This is a genomic window from Ktedonobacter sp. SOSP1-52 (assembly GCF_016587395.1).
Window position 1 is genome coordinate 1,317,465 of sequence record NZ_BNJH01000001.1, and the last position, 16,727, is coordinate 1,334,191.

General features: G+C 53.2%; 13 protein-coding genes. 6 read left to right on the forward strand and 7 right to left on the reverse strand.

Annotation, left to right across the window (positions count from 1 at the left end; genetic code table 11):
* The first annotated feature begins 68 nt into the window (after window positions 1-68).
* Complete coding sequence (locus JMJ16_RS05985; protein WP_236601216.1) at window positions 69-551, forward strand: nuclear transport factor 2 family protein; 483 nt, start codon at window positions 69-71, stop codon at window positions 549-551.
* Between the two features lie 466 nt (window positions 552-1,017).
* On the opposite strand, the gene JMJ16_RS05990 is transcribed toward JMJ16_RS05985, so the two are convergent.
* A complete protein-coding gene (locus JMJ16_RS05990) occupies window positions 1,018-1,497 on the reverse strand; it encodes a LysR family transcriptional regulator substrate-binding protein (protein ID WP_201379256.1) in 480 nt (159 codons plus the stop codon).
* Between JMJ16_RS05990 and JMJ16_RS05995 the strand changes: the two genes are divergently transcribed.
* Window positions 1,399-2,298 carry an NmrA/HSCARG family protein gene (locus JMJ16_RS05995; RefSeq protein WP_236601217.1) on the forward strand — a complete coding sequence of 300 codons (900 nt, stop codon included), beginning with the start codon at window positions 1,399-1,401 and terminating at the stop codon, window positions 2,296-2,298. The genes JMJ16_RS05990 and JMJ16_RS05995 overlap by 99 nt on opposite strands.
* An 839-nt stretch (window positions 2,299-3,137) precedes the next feature.
* Here JMJ16_RS05995 and JMJ16_RS06000 read toward each other — a convergent pair.
* The gene (locus tag JMJ16_RS06000; RefSeq protein ID WP_201379260.1) at window positions 3,138-4,664 is read right to left on the reverse strand and encodes an MDR family MFS transporter; all 1,527 of its coding nucleotides are present in this window, start codon (window positions 4,662-4,664) and stop codon (window positions 3,138-3,140) included.
* A gap of 348 nt (window positions 4,665-5,012) precedes the next feature.
* Between JMJ16_RS06000 and JMJ16_RS06005 the strand changes: the two genes are divergently transcribed.
* Window positions 5,013-6,077 carry a LacI family DNA-binding transcriptional regulator gene (locus tag JMJ16_RS06005; protein ID WP_201379262.1) on the forward strand — a complete coding sequence of 355 codons (1,065 nt, stop codon included), beginning with the start codon at window positions 5,013-5,015 and terminating at the stop codon, window positions 6,075-6,077.
* 63 nt (window positions 6,078-6,140) lie between these two features.
* Here the strand turns inward: JMJ16_RS06005 and JMJ16_RS06010 are convergent, their stop codons facing one another.
* Window positions 6,141-6,521, reverse strand: coding sequence for a DUF4180 domain-containing protein (locus tag JMJ16_RS06010; RefSeq protein ID WP_236601218.1), 381 nt, complete (start codon window positions 6,519-6,521; stop codon window positions 6,141-6,143).
* Between the two features lie 58 nt (window positions 6,522-6,579).
* Window positions 6,580-7,485 carry a GNAT family N-acetyltransferase gene (locus tag JMJ16_RS06015; RefSeq protein WP_236601219.1) on the reverse strand — a complete coding sequence of 302 codons (906 nt, stop codon included), beginning with the start codon at window positions 7,483-7,485 and terminating at the stop codon, window positions 6,580-6,582.
* A gap of 158 nt (window positions 7,486-7,643) precedes the next feature.
* Here JMJ16_RS06015 and JMJ16_RS06020 point away from each other — a divergent pair, with 158 nt between their 5' ends.
* Window positions 7,644-9,044 carry a cytochrome P450 gene (locus tag JMJ16_RS06020; protein WP_201379264.1) on the forward strand — a complete coding sequence of 467 codons (1,401 nt, stop codon included), beginning with the start codon at window positions 7,644-7,646 and terminating at the stop codon, window positions 9,042-9,044.
* Between the two features lie 197 nt (window positions 9,045-9,241).
* Window positions 9,242-9,463, forward strand: a complete 222-nt coding sequence (locus JMJ16_RS56740; RefSeq protein WP_201379266.1) for a Uma2 family endonuclease — start codon at window positions 9,242-9,244, stop codon at window positions 9,461-9,463.
* Between the two features lie 6 nt (window positions 9,464-9,469).
* On the opposite strand, the gene JMJ16_RS06030 is transcribed toward JMJ16_RS56740, so the two are convergent.
* On the reverse strand, window positions 9,470-11,857 hold the full coding sequence (locus JMJ16_RS06030) for a glycoside hydrolase family 65 protein (protein ID WP_201379268.1): 2,388 nt from the start codon (window positions 11,855-11,857) through the stop codon (window positions 9,470-9,472).
* Between the two features lie 249 nt (window positions 11,858-12,106).
* On the opposite strand from JMJ16_RS06030, the gene JMJ16_RS06035 reads away from it, so the two are divergent.
* A complete protein-coding gene (locus JMJ16_RS06035) occupies window positions 12,107-13,252 on the forward strand; it encodes a zinc-ribbon domain-containing protein (protein WP_201379270.1) in 1,146 nt (381 codons plus the stop codon).
* An 85-nt stretch (window positions 13,253-13,337) separates the two neighbouring features.
* Here JMJ16_RS06035 and JMJ16_RS06040 read toward each other — a convergent pair whose 3' ends face one another.
* Window positions 13,338-15,335: a translation factor GTPase family protein gene (locus tag JMJ16_RS06040; RefSeq protein WP_201379272.1), complete on the reverse strand. Its 1,998-nt coding sequence runs from the start codon at window positions 15,333-15,335 to the stop codon at window positions 13,338-13,340.
* A 410-nt stretch (window positions 15,336-15,745) separates the two neighbouring features.
* On the reverse strand, window positions 15,746-16,618 hold the full coding sequence (locus tag JMJ16_RS06045; protein WP_201379273.1) for an LLM class F420-dependent oxidoreductase: 873 nt from the start codon (window positions 16,616-16,618) through the stop codon (window positions 15,746-15,748).
* Between the last annotated feature and the right edge of the window lie 109 nt (window positions 16,619-16,727).

Genomic DNA, 16,727 nt, shown 5'->3' on the forward strand with positions numbered 1-16,727 from the left:
ACTGGATTCGAGGGCCAATCACCACGAGAACTTGCGGTTCATATCAGGCGTCTTCTCAGGAGGAAACTATGGCAGTCGAAGAAAACAAGAAAAACGAGGAAACTATGGCAGTCGAAGAAAACAAGAAAAACGAGGAAGCAGCAATCCAAGGACTCCTAGACGATTGCATCAGATCGCTTCATGACAAGAACATCGAAGGCGTCATGTCTATCTACGCGCAGGAGGTCGTGTCGTTCGACATCGTGCCACCGCTGCAATACATAGGAGCAGATGCATTCAGGAAAGTTTGGGAAGAGGTATTCTCGTCGTTCCAGGGGCCGATAGACTATGAATTTCACGACCTCAACATCACTGTGGGCGATGACGTTGCATTCACCTACAGCCTCAACCGGATAAGCGGAACCAGGACCAATGGGCAGAAGACCGCTCTCTGGCTGCGTTGGACCGCCTGCTTCCGTAAGATCAACGGCAAGTGGCTGATCGTGCATCATCAGAACTCGGTGCCTGTCGATTTGGAGCATGGCAAAGCGGTGCTCTCCCTCAAGCCATAGCCATGCGAATGGGATGTTTCGGCAACAGCCTGGTACGAGAGTACAACAGCTTGTAACGGGGAGAGACGTGACGCCGCTTGTTTTGCCAGGAGGCTGAGCAGTTTCCGAGGGATTCAACACGCATGAGCTAAAATCGGTAGACAAGTATATGGTCCATCCTGCGCGGCGCAGGGCTGACCTCCATCGTTCGATAAAGCACACGCATCCAGAATGGAAAGCGGGAAAACCCGACCAGTTCACGCGTTCTGAATTCCTTGACCACCTCAAGCTGCGGCTCAAGCAGCTTGAGGTCCTGGGGGGTAATATGAACATACTCTCTTCTATTGAATTGTAGCCTTAGTAAGGAAAAAACATGCAGCCGAAATATATCCTGTCTCCATTGGGGAAAACTTCTTTCTTCTATGCGCAACGAGGTCATGGAAATGAAAATAGCCAGGACACGGAAGGAGGCAATATCTCTCCCCGCTCAACGAGCGCTAGGAAGCTGTGATAGTTGCTCTTGCAGCCAGGTCAATGCCGTTTGAACAAACAACTTTGCTCCTGGAGAGGCTGCTTCTTGTGACTGTACCCCTAGTCCAATCTGAAACTGTTGTGGTGGGTCGAGTGGAAGGGCCGCAACTCCTTCACGCTTTTCAGGGAGCATGGTACGTGGTAAGAGTGTGATTCCAAGCCCCTCACGAACCATCGCGAAAATGGTTGTGGCATCGCTGGCATGATAGCGAATATGCGGATCGGTCCTGCCAGGCGGAAAGCCGATCATCTGCAGAAACGCGCATCCTGTTTTCGACATGATAAACGATTCTTCCCATAATTCGCCAGGCTTGATCGCACACTGGTTGTGCAGGCGATGTCCTGGTGGCACAAGCACGCACAACTCATCAGTTGTGATGAGGCTACTTTCAATGCCTGGTGTGGGGTGGAGAAGAAATCCGACATCAACGACCATCTGCTTGCAAAAGGGCGGAAAGTCAGGGCGCTTGTCCGCGATCCCCATGCCGCTGCTGCGCAAATCCTACTTCCGGCAGGTGTGGAGATTGTCCAGGGTGATATCAATGACCCTGCCTCATTAGAGGCAACCATGCAGAACGTCTATGGCGTTTTTAGTGTCCAGCCCCATAGCGATGACGAGGCCCATCAAGGCAAAGGCGTCGCCGATGTGGCACAGGCTGTCGGCATTCAGCATTTTGTGTATACATCTATTGGCAGTGCGGAGGAACTTTTCCGCCGCCGCGTCAATGTTGGCAAGTGGGAGATCGAGCAACATATTCGCAAGCTTGGCTTGCCAGCGACCATTTTGCGGCCTGCCGGATTTATGGACTCTTTTACCCATCCACTCTACGGCGTCTCGGGCGACACGCTTGCCATCCCGATCAAGCCGGACACAGCTTATCCATTGATTGCAGTAGATGATATTGGGGCGTTTGCCGCGTTCGCGTTCGATTCCCCCGACGACTATCTTGGCAGAGTCATTGAACTGGTAGGCGATACTCCGACCCCACCGCAAATCGCGACTGCCATCACTCGTGCGACGGGGCGCCACATCTCCTATGTTCACATTTCCATTGAGACCGTTCGCCAGCAAAACGCGGAGCTCGCCCGCGCTTGTGACTTTATCAATGAGAGTGGCTTCAAAGCGGATATCGCTGCTCTGCGCAAACTGCATCCTGGCTTAATGAATTTTGAGACCTGGCTAGAGAAGAAGGGCAAGGCACAATTCGAGGCGATCAACCGGAGCAAGCACGGATGAGCTGATGTCATGCCCCGACTTTGGCGGCCCGAGATAGCTGCCTCTTTTGCGTTGAGTTGAAGTTGGTGAAAAAGAGCTGTACGTGTCAAGAGCAGACTGAGCCACGCTTGAGGCATTGCGCACGCTGTTTCTCGAAGACTTGCTCGCCCGACCTCTGGAGAAGGAGATCACTTTTGGGAATAAAAGGGGAACTGCACAGCTTTCGGCGTTCTACGACAGGGTGACATTTCTTTTCTCTCTGATAAGTGCCGCTCTCTGGGGCTTCATTCTTTTGGCGCTCTTCCGCCGGCGTAAAGCTTAACCAGTCCGCTCAGAAAGTATATTGTTATTTTCTATAATAAGGTGACAAGCAGTGGAAGACCCTGGCGTGACGCCAGGGTCTTCCACTGCTTATTTATCTCCTTCGTCTTCATGGCCTAGCGCAAATTCATCTACACTGAAGTGCAATCCTTGCAGCCTTAATACGGTTGGAAACTTCTTGAATATCTTGCTCTGAGTAGCCGTGTAGATTCAGTACATTATTACTGGGTAGCTGTAACGCCTGACGACAGTCTGTACATACATGAGAACAAAGACCACAGGAGAAGACACTGATTTGATACCACCACGTATGCAATTCCTTTAGCTTGACGTAGTGGATCAATTCATCCGAGGGCATGAGACACCTCTCTTGCTCTTGTATTGGGGAGATATACGAGCAACGGCACACGAGAGAAGTCTAAGAAGGAGAATACATTATACAAGATATAGTATATTAAGATGCAAAAGTAATTACCAGTGACAAACGTTCAAAACATGTGTCCAAGCAAGAGCTACAAAACGGCATGAATGGTTAAAGCTCAAATTTGCTTCTTGTTTGCCCATGGGTCCTCATGGCTTGTTGTTTGCCCAGGTGTTGGAGGATCTTTCAGGAAGCAGGCCGCCAGCAGAGCGATAGCGCAGAAGACCAGTACAGCTAGGAAGCCATGCTGGAGAGCAATCATGAATGTCGCAGTTGTTTGCTTGCCAGAACTTATGAGAGATTGGTTGACTACAGCGCCTATTAGAGCTACTCCTAGCGTTGAACCAACTTGACCGAGATAGCGTATGACCGCGCTGCCCACGCCCAGTTGTGTCAATGGCAACACGTTCTGGGCCGCGAGATAGAGTACGGAGAAAATCGAGCCAATGCCAAGTCCCGCCAAAACCATACAGATGATCATCGCCAGGAGATTAGTTGGAGGCGCTGTACGTGTCAGAAAAAAGACCCCACAGGCCATAATGCTTATGCCCACAATAAGTATTGCCTGGTAACGTTTGCGTATGGCAATCAACCAGCCAGCGAGGGTTGCTCCCCCGGTGATGGAGAGGAGAAAGGGCGTGATGCTTATTCCCGCGCTAGTGGCTGATAGACCCCATATTACTTGCAGGGAGAGTGGTAGATAGATCGCCAGGCCAAGAAGGATCATATATACCAGCAGAGCCAGGGCTGCGTCTGCTGCAAAGACCTGGTTGCGGAAAAGATGCAGAGGCAGAATTGGTTCTGAAGCGCGATGTTCAGCGTATAGGAAGAGCAATAAAAGCATGGCAGCGGCAACTAGCATGCCATCCACTTGCAGTGAAGCCCAGGCCGAGGGCTGGCTGCTTCCCCAGGTAAGTCCCAGCAGCAGGCATGTGGTGGCGCTCATACATAGGAGTGAGCCAGTAATATCGATGCGCTTGAATGTTGAGCGCCCATCGGGATTGGGGCTGCGTTCCGAGATGTCTGAGGGCAATAACAGGAGCAAGGTAGTCAGGGCAATAATGCCGAGTGGGAGATTTAAGTAGAAGATCCAGCGCCACCGTGTCATATTTGTAACGAACGGGGTAAGCAGGGGGCCGTGATCGGTAAACCAGCCACCCAGCCCTGGTCCGACCAGGTTGGCAAGCGCATAGACGATATTGACGCTCATCTGCCACTTAGCCCGTTCTTCAGGTGGAAAGATGTCGCCGATGAGTGTCGCCACCAGGGTAATCCCCATACCAGCCCCCAGGCCCTGCAAGGCGCGAAAAGCAATGAGTTGATCCATCGTTTGCGAAATTCCGCAGAGGAGCGACCCCAGGAGAAAGAGACAGGCCCCACCAAGCAAAAGCCACTTGCGTCCAAACTGATCCGAGAATTTGCCAACAACAGGAATTACGATAGTAGAGGAGAGGAGATAGGCCGTTGCAACCCAGCTATATCGATCAGCACCGTGAAACTGATGAATGATCTGTGGTAGCGCGGGGCCAACCATTGTGTTATCGAGTGCTTCAAGAAAGAGAGTTGAGAGTAGAGTCGCGAGTATGCTAAATAGCATCAAGCCCTGCAAGCGACGCTTAGGTAGTGTAGATGGAGTGCTATCCATGAAAGATATTCCCTCTTGCTTAAATGTGTGTCGAAATCCATTGCGATAATTTTATGTTTTTTAGAGCATAGCATGGAGAAAATCGGCTGTCAAGGAGAGTATTCTGTTTACCAGAACATTCCAGTTCTTGCCTCGGCTCGCTCCGCTCGCCTCGGGGGAAGGGGATGTGGGTGGGAAACGGCTTTGCCGTTTCCCACCCACATCCCCTTCCCCTTGAGCGCCGCAGGCGCGAAAGCAAAAAGAACTTTTGAGAAGCCTTGAAGAGGAAGAAAGATTGTTTGACAGTATTGGAGGTAGTGCGCTACACTGTCAAATATACTGTCGAAATGGTTATCGAAAAGGTGTGAGATGGCGAAATCTCCAGAAGAGCCGCCGCTGACAATGGCACAGATTGCTGCTGTGGCTGGCGTTTCGGTTGCGACGGTCTCGAAAGTGATTAATCAGCGCACGGATGTGGCCCCAACTACCCGTGAACGCGTGGAGCGGGTGATGGCGGAACGAGGCTACATGCTTAATAAAGCAGCCCGCTCGCTAAGAAAAGGAAACAGCGGGCAGATCGATTTTCTCGTTGGGCAAGAACTGAACAGTTACTATGCGTTCGAGATCTTGCGCGGCGTCGAAGAGGCCCTCTTGCCTACAGAGGTACGCATGGTGCTTGCCTCAACCCATGCCCTTAGAGAACGAGAGCAGCAGTGGCGGCAGAGACTATCCGAAGGGGCGATCGATGGAGCAGTCCTGGTTCTCGCTGACAAGCGGTCTCTCTACCTACAAGAACTAACCCGTCGTGGTATTCCCTTCGTTGTCGTGGATCCCTTTGGAGAATTGGGACCAGAAGATCTTTCGGTGAGCGCGACGAACTGGTCTGGTGGAAAACTAGCGACCGAGTATTTGTTATCTCTGGGCCATCGTCGTATCGTGGCCCTGATGGGTCTGCCTGACCATCCTTGCACACAAGATCGGATTGCTGGATATCGTCACGCCCTACAAGAGGCAGGCGTCCCTGTTGATCCAGCGCTGATCCATTTTGCTGATTTTCATGCCGAGCAGGCATATCAAGAGATGATGCAGATTCTTGCGTTGCCAGAAATGCCTACAGCCATCTTTGTAGGGAGTGATGAGCAGTGTCTCGGCGTGTATAGAGCATTATTTGAGCGTGGCATAGCGGTCCCAGGAGCGATGAGCGTGATTGGATTTGACAATATGCCTTACGCGGAATGGGTGACGCCTGCTTTGACGACTATCCACCAGCCCCTATTAGAGATGGGGCGTGTCGCGACCAAGTTGTTGTTGCGTTTGATAGCTGGTGAGCCGGTCGAGAGCGTTCGTATTGAACTTGCCACCCCCCTCATCAAACGCGCGTCCTGTGCGCCACCGCGGGGAAACCTCATCTCCAATCCAGCGAGCATTCCTTGATTGGAGGTGAGTAGATCTGTCCCCCTCTTAATAATCTTTGTTTACCTCTGCTTTGTTCACGTATCAACCTTGCTGCATGCGCTTTAGCCGATCTTCGAGTGCTTGCATATCGGGCAGAAACCATACGTCGTTGCCACGATTCGTTTCGTAGACATAATCGTTGAATGCGCGGCTCTGAGCTGCGTATTTAGCTATATCGCCCAGGATTACAAGGTGGCGCCTGTATGTGACGAATTTCTGAATGAAGTGACCTGCAAGTCGGGTCTTGAGCTGGAAGAAATCATCTTCAGGGCGCTCTACTGGTACAATGATCCACTCTACCCCTTGCTGAAAGGTCTCACCAATCAGTTCCACAGCATCCTGTTCGCTTCGTAGTTTTTCTCCCTCTGGCGCGCAGACGAGAACCTGAACGTCGTGAATTGTCGTAAGTGTATCGGACATCATACCTCCAATGCCTGTTTGTAGCATCCGTTAAGTTGTAGGGTTTATGCTAGCATGAACTCTACACATTTGTCATCCATTTGCCCTGATGGTAGACAATGTGGCCCTGGGAGAAGCCAACCGACTCGTAGGCCTTGCGGGCGGCGGTGCGCTCAAGGTTTGTCTCAACGAGGCCCTTTTCTGCTCCATGCGCCTGGAAACGGTGCAGCATCTCCAGCAGGAGGACGCGCCCGAGGCCCAGGTGCTGATAGCGTGGATGGACGCCCAGTGGCTCGATCTGGGCCACGCCGCGCTCAGGCGCCAGCCAGCCAACACAGAAGCCCGCCAGCTCGCCACCGGGGGCGCTCACGACTATGTCGAGTTCGGGCCGGTACTGGGGCATCTGGAGCGTGCGTGCTCGCCATTCTGGCGTCATGGAGGTGCTCTCGAAGGCCGCCCGGTGAAGCTCGGCATAGGCCGCGACCTCCTGCTCGCCCGCGAGTGGGCGCAGGGTAAAGCCCTCGGGTAGGGCTGGAACTAGTGGGAGATCTGTCAGCGGATGCTCAAGCGCCACATAGTGATCCCCTTCGTCCAGCAGATAGCCACGGGCCTCGACTAGCTCGCGCCGTGCCAGGTCGTCATCGCGAAACTCGACCCAGTAGGGGAGAGGTCGTCCGCGCTCCGCGTCCAATTCTTGAAAGCGCTCCTCAGCCCAGGCGAAGATATCTTGCTCAACCTGCTGTGCCGTGGGTCCCGGCAAGATAAAGAAGTCGAGCGCGGCCCAGTAATACTGCCAGGCCGCGAAGCCTACAATTTGTCCCAGGGTGTCCTCCCACAGAACAGCGTCGCGTCCCTCTTGCATACGCGGTGTACTCAAGCGCCAGGGCAAGTCAACCACGTGGCGAGAGGAGAGCGGCATAGCGGCGACCAGGGGTAGGATGCGCGGCACATCAACCATGCCGCGGAAGGGAGAGCGTGTAATAGACACGAAATTACTCCTTATTAGTGGCAAGAAATACGAACTAAACCTTATTATAATATCCTTACGCGTGATAAAGTTAGCAACATATGGTACTATCATATACAGGACTTTGTATTTTGTAACGGCAGATCGATATCCCTTTAACGGCTGTGAAGGAGCAACTTATGAATTCTACTCCTCCAATGCTTCCTGGTTCGCCTGTGGTTGGCAACTTGCTTGAGTTTATGAAAGATCGTCACGGTCTCTTGCAGAGAGGATTTGATAGCCTGGGTCCTGTGTTTGGCATTCGCCTGCTCGGTCAGCCGGTGGCCTTTCTGATAGGTCCAGAGTATCAGCAGATTTTCTTTACTGAGACGGACAAAAAACTGAGTATGCATAAATCTTATGCCTATCTCAAGGCGGCCCTGGGCGAGGTCGGGTTTACTGCACCGCCAGAGGTATATTTCGCGCAGCGCCCCATTCTGCTCAAACCTTTTAAGAGCGAAAGAATGATCAAGTATCTCGGTATTATGCAATTGGAGGTCCAGCAGTGGCTTGATACCCTTGGGGAGCAGGGAGAGCTGGAATTGAGGGCCGCCGTGACGCAGGTTGTGCAGAATGTGGCCGCGCATGCTTTGATGGGTAAAGACTTTCGCGATAGTCTGGGGCCAGAGTTCTGGAAGTTGTATCTGATACTGGGCAAAGCCATTGACCCTGCTCTCCCACCTTACTTGCCCTTGCCAAAATTCATTCGCCGTGATCGGGCCAAGAAGAAGCTACGCGAAATGATCTGGCCCTTTGTCGTCGAGCGGCGTGCCCATCCCGAGCAGTATGATGATTTCCTGCTGGACTTCGCTACAGCCACGTATAAAGATGGCACACCAATGGAGGATGACGCGGTTATCGCAACCATTATGGGACTGATGTTTGCTGGGCATGAAACAACCGCTGGCCAGGCTGCCTGGACTATTATTCAGCTCTTACAGACGCCCTCGTATTTGCAACTGCTCCAACAAGAGATTGCCGACCGCTTTCCTCCAGGTGAAGCCCTCACGGCCAAAAACCTCAGTTCCATGAAACATACCTTCTGGGCCGTTCAGGAGACAACCAGGATGCATCCCTCTGCCGATGTGCTTGCGCGTAGAGCCGAAGAAGACATTCAGGTTGGCGAGTATCGGATTCCCAAGGGATGGAATTTGATGGTCGCGGCGGACATTGCCCAGCGGCTGCCAGATCTCTTCCAGGACCCTGCTACCTATGATCCACTGCGTTACGCTCCCGGCCGGGAAGAGGATCGCCAGCATCGCTTCTCTCTAATTGGCTTTGGCGGTGGAACGCATAAATGCGCAGGCATGAACTTTGCCAACAACGAGATGATGATTATTACCGCGCTTTTGTTCCAGCAGTTTGATCTTGAGCTAATCACAAAAGATCCTCGCGTGGATTACGGCCTGGGCGCCGCCCGGCCTGAAAAAACCTATATTCGCTATAAGCGCAAAAGCACCAACCATGCTTCGCCAGCGTCGACGACAGAAGCAACAGCAGAGCAGAAGTGTCCTTACGCGACATCAAAGACCGAGGATTAGCGCTAGAGCCTTGTAGGATACCTAAAGCACGCGCCTACATATCATGGTACGGCATACTTCGTACCATGATATGTAGGCGCGTGCTTTAGCAGCGCCGTGCCAGCAGCGCAGTAGCCATCGTATTATCATACCATATGTTATACTTGATGCAGTATTGTGTATGAGGAGGAGGATAGTATGGCGATAAACCCTGAGAGGTGGTAGAAGTCCATTCTCCATCAACTGAGTACAAGGATAAGAACCAGAAGCTCCAGGACTATATGGCCAGCAGCAGCATCGAAGAGATAGTGTTCGTAAACCAGTTTGCTCAAGAGGTACGCGTTTACTTTCGATCAGGGCAAAGGTGGAATTATCAGGGACTATACGCGCGGGCAGGTTGTAAGATTGACAAGCCTGGACCTGGAGCTGAGCATGGATGAAGTCTACTACGACATTGAATTTGAGGAGCCGCTAGAAGAATCGTAAACTGCCTCTCGGTGGGCTGGTGCGCGTCCCGCCGGTTGCCTGGGTGGTGCCCCAGCCTTGATGGGTGGGATGGGACGGGTTGTGGCTTCTTTGGTTGAGAGCGTTATCTTCTGGCCGTGATGCCAGGTTTGCAGGGGGTCTCCGTCCAGCAGGCGGTAACTGGCCTCGCCCGGCTTGATTTCGACGAGCAGGCAGCGGCCCTTGAAGCAGATGCGGAAGACCAGGCGTGTAATCCCCTTAGACAGGTGGGGCGCGAAGGTGAGCGAGCCATCCTGACAGCGCAGGCCGCCCAGGCCCGCGACGAGGGCGGTCCAGCTTCCAGCCAGTGAAGCCATGTGCAGCCCGTCCTGGGTGTTATGCTCCAGGTTATACAGGTCCATAAGCGCGGCCTCGCCCAGGTAGTCATAGGCGAGCTGGAGATGGCCAACCTCGGCGGCGAGCACGGCCTGGGTGCTTGCTGAGAGCGAGGAATCGCGCACGGTGAGCGGCTCATAGTAGGCGAAGTTGCGTGCCTTGAGTTCGGCAGAAAAGGCACTGCTGAAGAGCTGCATGGCGAGCACGAGATCGGCCTGCTTCACGACCTGCTTACGGTAGAGATGGACATAGTGGTAGTGGAGAAAGAGAGGATAGTCATCTTTTTTCGTCTGTGAGAAGTCCCATACCTCGTGTTTCGTAAAGTTCTCGTCCTGTGGCGTCACCTTGAGGCGCTTATCGTATGGCAAGAGCATGTTTTCAGCGGCACTAAGCCAGCTCTTGACCTCCTCATCCTTGACGTTGAGCTTATGCGCGGCCTTCGGGTGGCGTTCGACCGCCTCGGCGGCGGCGCGCAAGTTGAGCTGTGCCATGAGATTCGTATAGACATTATTGTCGGCCAGGGCGCTATACTCGTCTGGTCCGGTCACGCCATCTATGCGAAACTTGCCTTCAGCATCTTCGCAGCCAAGCGAGCGCCAGAGCCGGGCGGTCTCCACGAGCAGGGGCAGGCCAACCTCTTGCTCAAATTTGAGGTCATTGGTGGCCCCTACATAGTGCACGACCGCATAGGCGATATCGGCGTTGATATGGAAGGCGGCGACGCTCGCGGGCCAGTAGCCAGAGCACTCTTCGCCCGCGATGGTGCGCCAGGGGAAGGTCGCACCCTTCAGACCAAGGAGTCGCGCGCGCTCACGGGCCTGGTCCAGAATAGAGTAGCGCCAGTAGAGGGCATCGGCCACCACGGAGGGCTGGGTGAACGTCAGGACTGGCAGGACGAAGATCTCGGTATCCCAGAAGGTATGCCCGTCGTAGCCGGGACCGGTCAGACCCTTGGCCGGAATGGGTCGGTGCTCGCCTCTGGCACCGGCTTGCAGGACGTGGAAGAGCGCGAAGCGTACCGCCTGCTGAATCTGGGGATCGCCCTCGATCTCGACATCGGACCGCCCCCAGAAGGCATTCAGGTAGGCGCGCTGTTCCGCCAGCAAGCCCTCCCAACCCGTCAAGCGTGCCGCCGAGAGCGCGGCAATGACCTGGTCGTGGATGGCAGGCCGAGAGCGCAGGCTCGACCAGCCGTAGGCGATAAATTTGACGATGCGGATCTTCTCGCCTGGCTTCACCTGTGCCGTTACAGTTAAACGCGCGATATCGTGCGAACTATCGGCATCAACGGCCATTTCCTCTGGCCCCTCGATCACATGATCCATCGCTGCCCCGATGCGCAGGCCACTCTCCTGGGTGTGGTGTATCAGTAGCCCAAGCATCCCTTTGGCGTGGTTCTCCTCGCTCACCAACTGCTTGGTAATCGTGCTTGCCGCGCGTGGGTCATCCTGTTTTGTGGATATTTCTTCGTTGGCGACTAGTTCGGACTGGAGCACGATGCGCATGGGCGTATCTACTGGCTCGACTTCGTAGTTGATCGCCGCTATGGCGCGTTGGGTAAAGGATACCAGCCGGGTGGAGGTTACCTTTACCGTTTGCCCAGCGGGCGAGGTCCAGCATACGCTACGGCGCAGGACGCCATTTCTTAAGTCTAGTTCGCGCTCATGACTATGGATGGTACCATAGCGGATGTCGAATGGCTCATCCTCTACATTCAAGCGGATAAGTTTACCATTGGTAACATTGATGATCGTCTGCCCGGACTCAGGGTTGCCGTAAGCGCTCTCCGCGTAGGGGAGGGGATGCAGCTCGTAGACAGAGTTTAGATAGCTGCCGGGCAGCCCGTGAGGCTCGCCCTCATCCAGGTTGCCGCGTAGCCCGATATGTCCATTTGAGAGCGCGAAAATAGACTCCGTCTGTGCCAGGACATCCAAATGCAGCTTTGTCTCGCGTACGCTCCACTCCTCCACTTTGAAGGCAGGGTGCTGAATCATCTCCTCTTCCTCTCTTGCTCCATAGTCCATGCAAGCATGGACCCAACAATGTTATGTGCAAACACTCAAGTACATCACGAGTGAGGAGTAGAAAACGATGAGGCCTGGAGATGTGCTACACGATAGCAAGCCACCTGAGTTGCAGAAAATCTATGTTCTTCATTATATACAAGCAAACAGATATATGACATAATTATGTGGATGAGTTTCCATTATGCATGTATTTATTTGTGAAGGAACAGAACATCTATGCAATGCCAGAATTGCCATAGTGAATTGCCTGAGGGAGCCAGGTTTTGCTCGGAGTGTGGAATCTCGATTGCACCCGCTCCCCAGGCGGCGCCTACGCCATCTGCGATATTTCAAAGTTCTCCTTTCGACCAGGAGCAGGGAGCATCCCATGCGGCATCCGCGCCGACAGAGGTTTTCCAGGCTCCTCCATCTTATCAAGAGTACGGAGAGCCCGCTATGTATCAGGAGTACGCTGGTTCACTTCAGAATGCCCAGGCTCCGCTCGCCGCGACGGCTTACGCGCCCACGCCGGGAACGCCTGCCCCTGGTACTCCCTATGCTGGCTACCCCGCGCCGGGCTTCCCACCCAATGCCAACAATCCATATGCCACGCAGAGCGCCTACACTCCATATTTCGCCGGGGCAGCGCCAACTCAGCCTCGCCGTCGTAACAAGACTGTTCTCATCGTCACGCTGGTGACAGTGATCGCGCTGATTGTGCTTGCAGGTGGTGGCATAACTTATTTTGTCACCCAGAGCAATCAGAGAAACCAGGCCGTTCAAGCCCTTCAATGGGATGATCCCAACTCCCTTTACTCAGGAGTACAGTCCTTATCTCCGACAACGACCTCGGCGTTAGATAGCACAACTAGCCCCTGGAAGGCGAGCGCACCAGTTTCTGATGGCCATCCCTATGCCTGTGAGTTTAAGGGGGGCTCATATCATGTAACAACGGTAAAACTGAAGTACATATACACATGTATGGAGAAGACGAGCTATAGCGATTTTGCTATGCAAGTCGATATTTCGATCCTACAAGGTGAAGGGGCTGGCATCGCCTTCCGCCACCCAGGCACAGGCGATTACTATACCTTTCTCTACAATACGCAAGGAATCTATCGCGTTGAGATCTACAGTGGTGGTAAGTATAAGCGTTCGCTGGCGTCAGGCTTTCGCTCGCAAGAGCTTAAACCCGGGCTAGAGCAAACGAATACAGTCATGATCATTGCGCATAAATCAGCCATTGATATATACGCTAATGGAAAATTTGTAGATACTCTTTATGACAGCACCTATGCTGAAGGTACGCTTGGTCTGACCGCCTATACCAAAAGCAGCCCCACCGAGGTAAGCTTCTCCAACCTCAAAATCTGGCGTTTGTAGGGAAAAATAGTACAGGTTGTTTCCCAAATGCATTGTTGGGTCCAGGCTGGCCTGGACCCAACAATGCATTTGGGAAACAACTTATTTAATACGTGTGCAGGATGTGCAGCATGTAATCCTTGCGGTTTAAGGGGTTGAAGTCGGCACGTTTCCTGGTGGGGAAGGCGTCCTCTATTTTGCGAAACCCGGAAGGCCTCGTCAGGAAAATGCCTTCGCCCTCGGTGAACGAGTGCAGGCTTCTTTTAAACTCCTCCGTCGTTGCCATAGGCAGCGTACCCGTCAAGAGGAAGGTGTCGCCGCGCAGGATTGGTCTCTCCACGCTTGCCTTGAGCGCTGATAACCTGAACAGCGCCTGGCTGATAGCATGGGCGGGGGCGCTCAACTCAAACTGGTTCAGGGGCTCATAGACCCCGGTACCCGCCTGGGAAAGTGCCTCCATCACCACAAGTGGCACCAGATTACGGAAGTCGGCCGCCGTTGAGACAGGGCTGCTGTAGCCAGTATGCGTCACGACTACGACAATATCGGTAACCTCCCAGCCGTAGAGTCCTTGCTGCAAGGTCTCGTAGACTGTCTCTTCAATCGCCCGGTGAAAGGCGAGGGGGAGCGCACCCAGCTTGACCTCTAGCCTATAGCTGATGCCGCTGCCAGGGGGCGCTGGTTCGATCCTGAAGCCAACGGTTGCATAGAAGGGATTTCCTCCTTTTCCCATCTCCTCCAGGCTCTGCCCGGTCCCGGCAGGTTTTTCGATGCAGACAACCCTTGTCTCTGAGAACTGCACATCCAGGCCATATTTTTCCTGAAGCATCGTTTCGATGACCTCTTTCTGTACCTCGCCAAAGAGTCGCAGGTAGATCTCATGATGAAAGGTATCTTGCAGTACCTTGACCAGCGGATCTTCTTCCGATAGCTCCAGCAGGGCTTGATAGAGCTGGTGACTCTGCTCCTGGTGCCTGGCTTCGATACGCGCCTCCATTTGCGGGGCCACAAAATGCAGGTCTTTGATGCTGTCGGACCGCTCCCCCACGACATCACCAATTTTGATGTCCTTCAGCCCCCAGACCTTGCAGAACTCGCCCGCCTCGACGCTGGAGGACTGAAGCGTTTTCCCTTCCCAGAAGACATGCAGCTTTTTCACCTTGTCGGTGTGAGTTTCAACCTCGCTCTCGCTGATTTTTCGGCTCACAGGCACATACTCTCTGACATGCATATTGCCCGAGAATACCCTCACATAGGCGATCTTCTCGCCCGATGCCTCCTTCTCAATCTTGAAGACGACCCCGGATAAAGGGCCATCCTCTGACCTGGGATTTTCTGAGAAGAAGGTTGCGATGCCCGTAAGCAGTTCCGAGACGCCGATCCCGGTCATAGCTGAGCCAAAGAAGATGGGGTATAGTCTGGCATCTCTAACCTGGCGCTGCAGTGCCTCTTTGACCTGCTCTTCCGCCACTTGCTCTTCGTTGACGTAAGCCTCAAGGAAGGCCTCGTCGTTGAGCGCGAGCAGCCCGATGCACTCCTCCATGAAGGCTGGATTTTTGGCGTGGCTAAAGCTATTTTCGACAATAAAGGCCTGCTTTGTGCCGAGATTTTCGGGGGTATAGAGGGGAAGCACCGATTCCGCGAGCTTCTCCTTGATATGCTTGACGAGGGTATGGGACTGCGCTCCGCTTCGATCAATCTTGTTGATAAAGATGATCGTGGGAATACCAAGCCTGGTGAGGAGGGACATGAGGAACTTGGTTTGCGCTTGAATCCCCTCCACGGCGGATATCACCAGAATCGCCGCGTCTAGCACGCTGAAGGAACGCTCAACCTCTGCAATAAAGTCTGCGTGCCCGGGGGTATCAATCAGGTTGATTTTAAGGGTTTTATCTAGCGTTTTATCTTGTATAGAGAAGGAAACGACCGAGGCTTTAATCGTGATGCCTCGTCTCTTCTCCAGGTCTAGTGAATCGGTCTGGGTATTGCCCTGGTCAACGCGACCAATGGCGTCGATGACATGGGTTTCAAACAGTATGCGCTCCGTCAGGCTGGTCTTTCCCGCGTCCACGTGCGCGACGATCCCAATGTTCACTGTTGTCATTCAGTAGAATCCTCTGTATGTGCTCTTTTCTCATTTTCATCTCCTTGTTTATATTGTTGAATTGGCGCATGTGATTCTCCATTCTTTTGTGGTAATGCTACATACTACTTATCCGAAAACCCTGAGCGCGAAGCGCTAGACACGCTAGTGGCGTTGGGTTTCGGAATAAGATCATAGTAGCGATATTTAATAGCTGTACCATATACGACGAGAGGCTCTTTTGTCAAGATAGTTTAGGGCGTTAATTTATCGCTTTGCATAAGCTTTCGCGCCTGCGGCGCTCAAGGGTAAGGGTGTGTGGGTGGACAACGGCTTTGCCGTTGTCCACCCACACACCCTTAATAATCTGCTCTATTGTACAAGCCTTTTTCTCTTTTTTACAGAGATAATCCTTCTCGAAGAATCGAAGCCTATGCTTCAAGTTCTGCTTTCAAAGGTTTAATGATCTCTTTATCGAGGCGGTGGACGATCCCTTCTGGATAAGGCGCGCGCAAACTCAGAATGAGATGTGTCGCGCCAGCCTGGGCATAGCTGCGTACCTGGTTGCGAGTTTCCTCCAGGTCTTCGGGATAGACCAGTACCCCTATTGAGCGCTGAATTGTTTGTGGGTCTCGTCCAATGGCGGCACAATGGTTATCGAGGACAGCGCTCCTCTGCTGAAACATTGCAGCGTCGCCGCCGACAAAGTTCCAGATAGAGGCGTACTGAGCAACGATGCGTAACGTCAATTTCTCACCCGCTCCGCCAATAACAAAGGGTGGATGAGGCTTCTGTATGGGCTTGGGTTCACAGTAAGCGTCTTTAATTTGATAGTATTTGCCTTCATAGCTTGGCGCGGTTTCGGTCCACATCCGTTTAATGATCTCACACGCCTCGCCAAGGCGCCGTATACGTTCTCCAGTAGAGTAAAGGGGGATACCATAGGAGCTGTGCTCACGCTCATTCCAGCCCGCGCCAATACCGAAATCCAGGCGACCCCCTGAAATAATATCCACTGTGGCAGCCATATTGGCCAGCACAGCCGGATGCCGATAGGTATTACCCGTCACCATCAGGCCCAGGCGTACGCGTTTGGTTACAGTCGCGTAGGCTGCCAGCAGCGTCCAACCCTCCAGGCAGGGTCCTGTGAAATCCTTCCCCAGGGGCATAAAGTGGTCGAAAAGCCAGGCGTGTTCAATGGATGGGATACTATCGGCCTCCTGCCAGACGCGGAGCATATCCTCATATGTCGTATGCTGTGGTACCGTTTTGATGCCAAAGCTCAGCCTTTTACCTGCCGTCATTATGACTCCTCTTGCTCATAAATAGCGTATGTATATAATTTGCTCGCGAAGCGTTTTAATCTGGAGAGGACAACGGGTCCCCATCGTTTCCTCAGCCTCAACTAGAGTA

Coding starts and splice junctions, on each gene's coding strand:
- JMJ16_RS05985 (WP_236601216.1), top strand. CDS start 69: ATGGCAGTCGAAGAAAACAAGAAAAACGAGGAAACTATGGCAGTCGAA.
- JMJ16_RS05995 (WP_236601217.1), top strand. CDS start 1,399: ATGTCCTGGTGGCACAAGCACGCACAACTCATCAGTTGTGATGAGGCT.
- JMJ16_RS05990 (WP_201379256.1), bottom strand. CDS start 1,497: ATGGTCGTTGATGTCGGATTTCTTCTCCACCCCACACCAGGCATTGAA.
- JMJ16_RS06000 (WP_201379260.1), bottom strand. CDS start 4,664: ATGGATAGCACTCCATCTACACTACCTAAGCGTCGCTTGCAGGGCTTG.
- JMJ16_RS06005 (WP_201379262.1), top strand. CDS start 5,013: ATGGCGAAATCTCCAGAAGAGCCGCCGCTGACAATGGCACAGATTGCT.
- JMJ16_RS06010 (WP_236601218.1), bottom strand. CDS start 6,521: ATGATGTCCGATACACTTACGACAATTCACGACGTTCAGGTTCTCGTC.
- JMJ16_RS06020 (WP_201379264.1), top strand. CDS start 7,644: ATGAATTCTACTCCTCCAATGCTTCCTGGTTCGCCTGTGGTTGGCAAC.
- JMJ16_RS06030 (WP_201379268.1), bottom strand. CDS start 11,857: ATGATTCAGCACCCTGCCTTCAAAGTGGAGGAGTGGAGCGTACGCGAG.
- JMJ16_RS06035 (WP_201379270.1), top strand. CDS start 12,107: ATGCAATGCCAGAATTGCCATAGTGAATTGCCTGAGGGAGCCAGGTTT.
- JMJ16_RS06040 (WP_201379272.1), bottom strand. CDS start 15,335: ATGACAACAGTGAACATTGGGATCGTCGCGCACGTGGACGCGGGAAAG.
- JMJ16_RS06045 (WP_201379273.1), bottom strand. CDS start 16,618: ATGACGGCAGGTAAAAGGCTGAGCTTTGGCATCAAAACGGTACCACAG.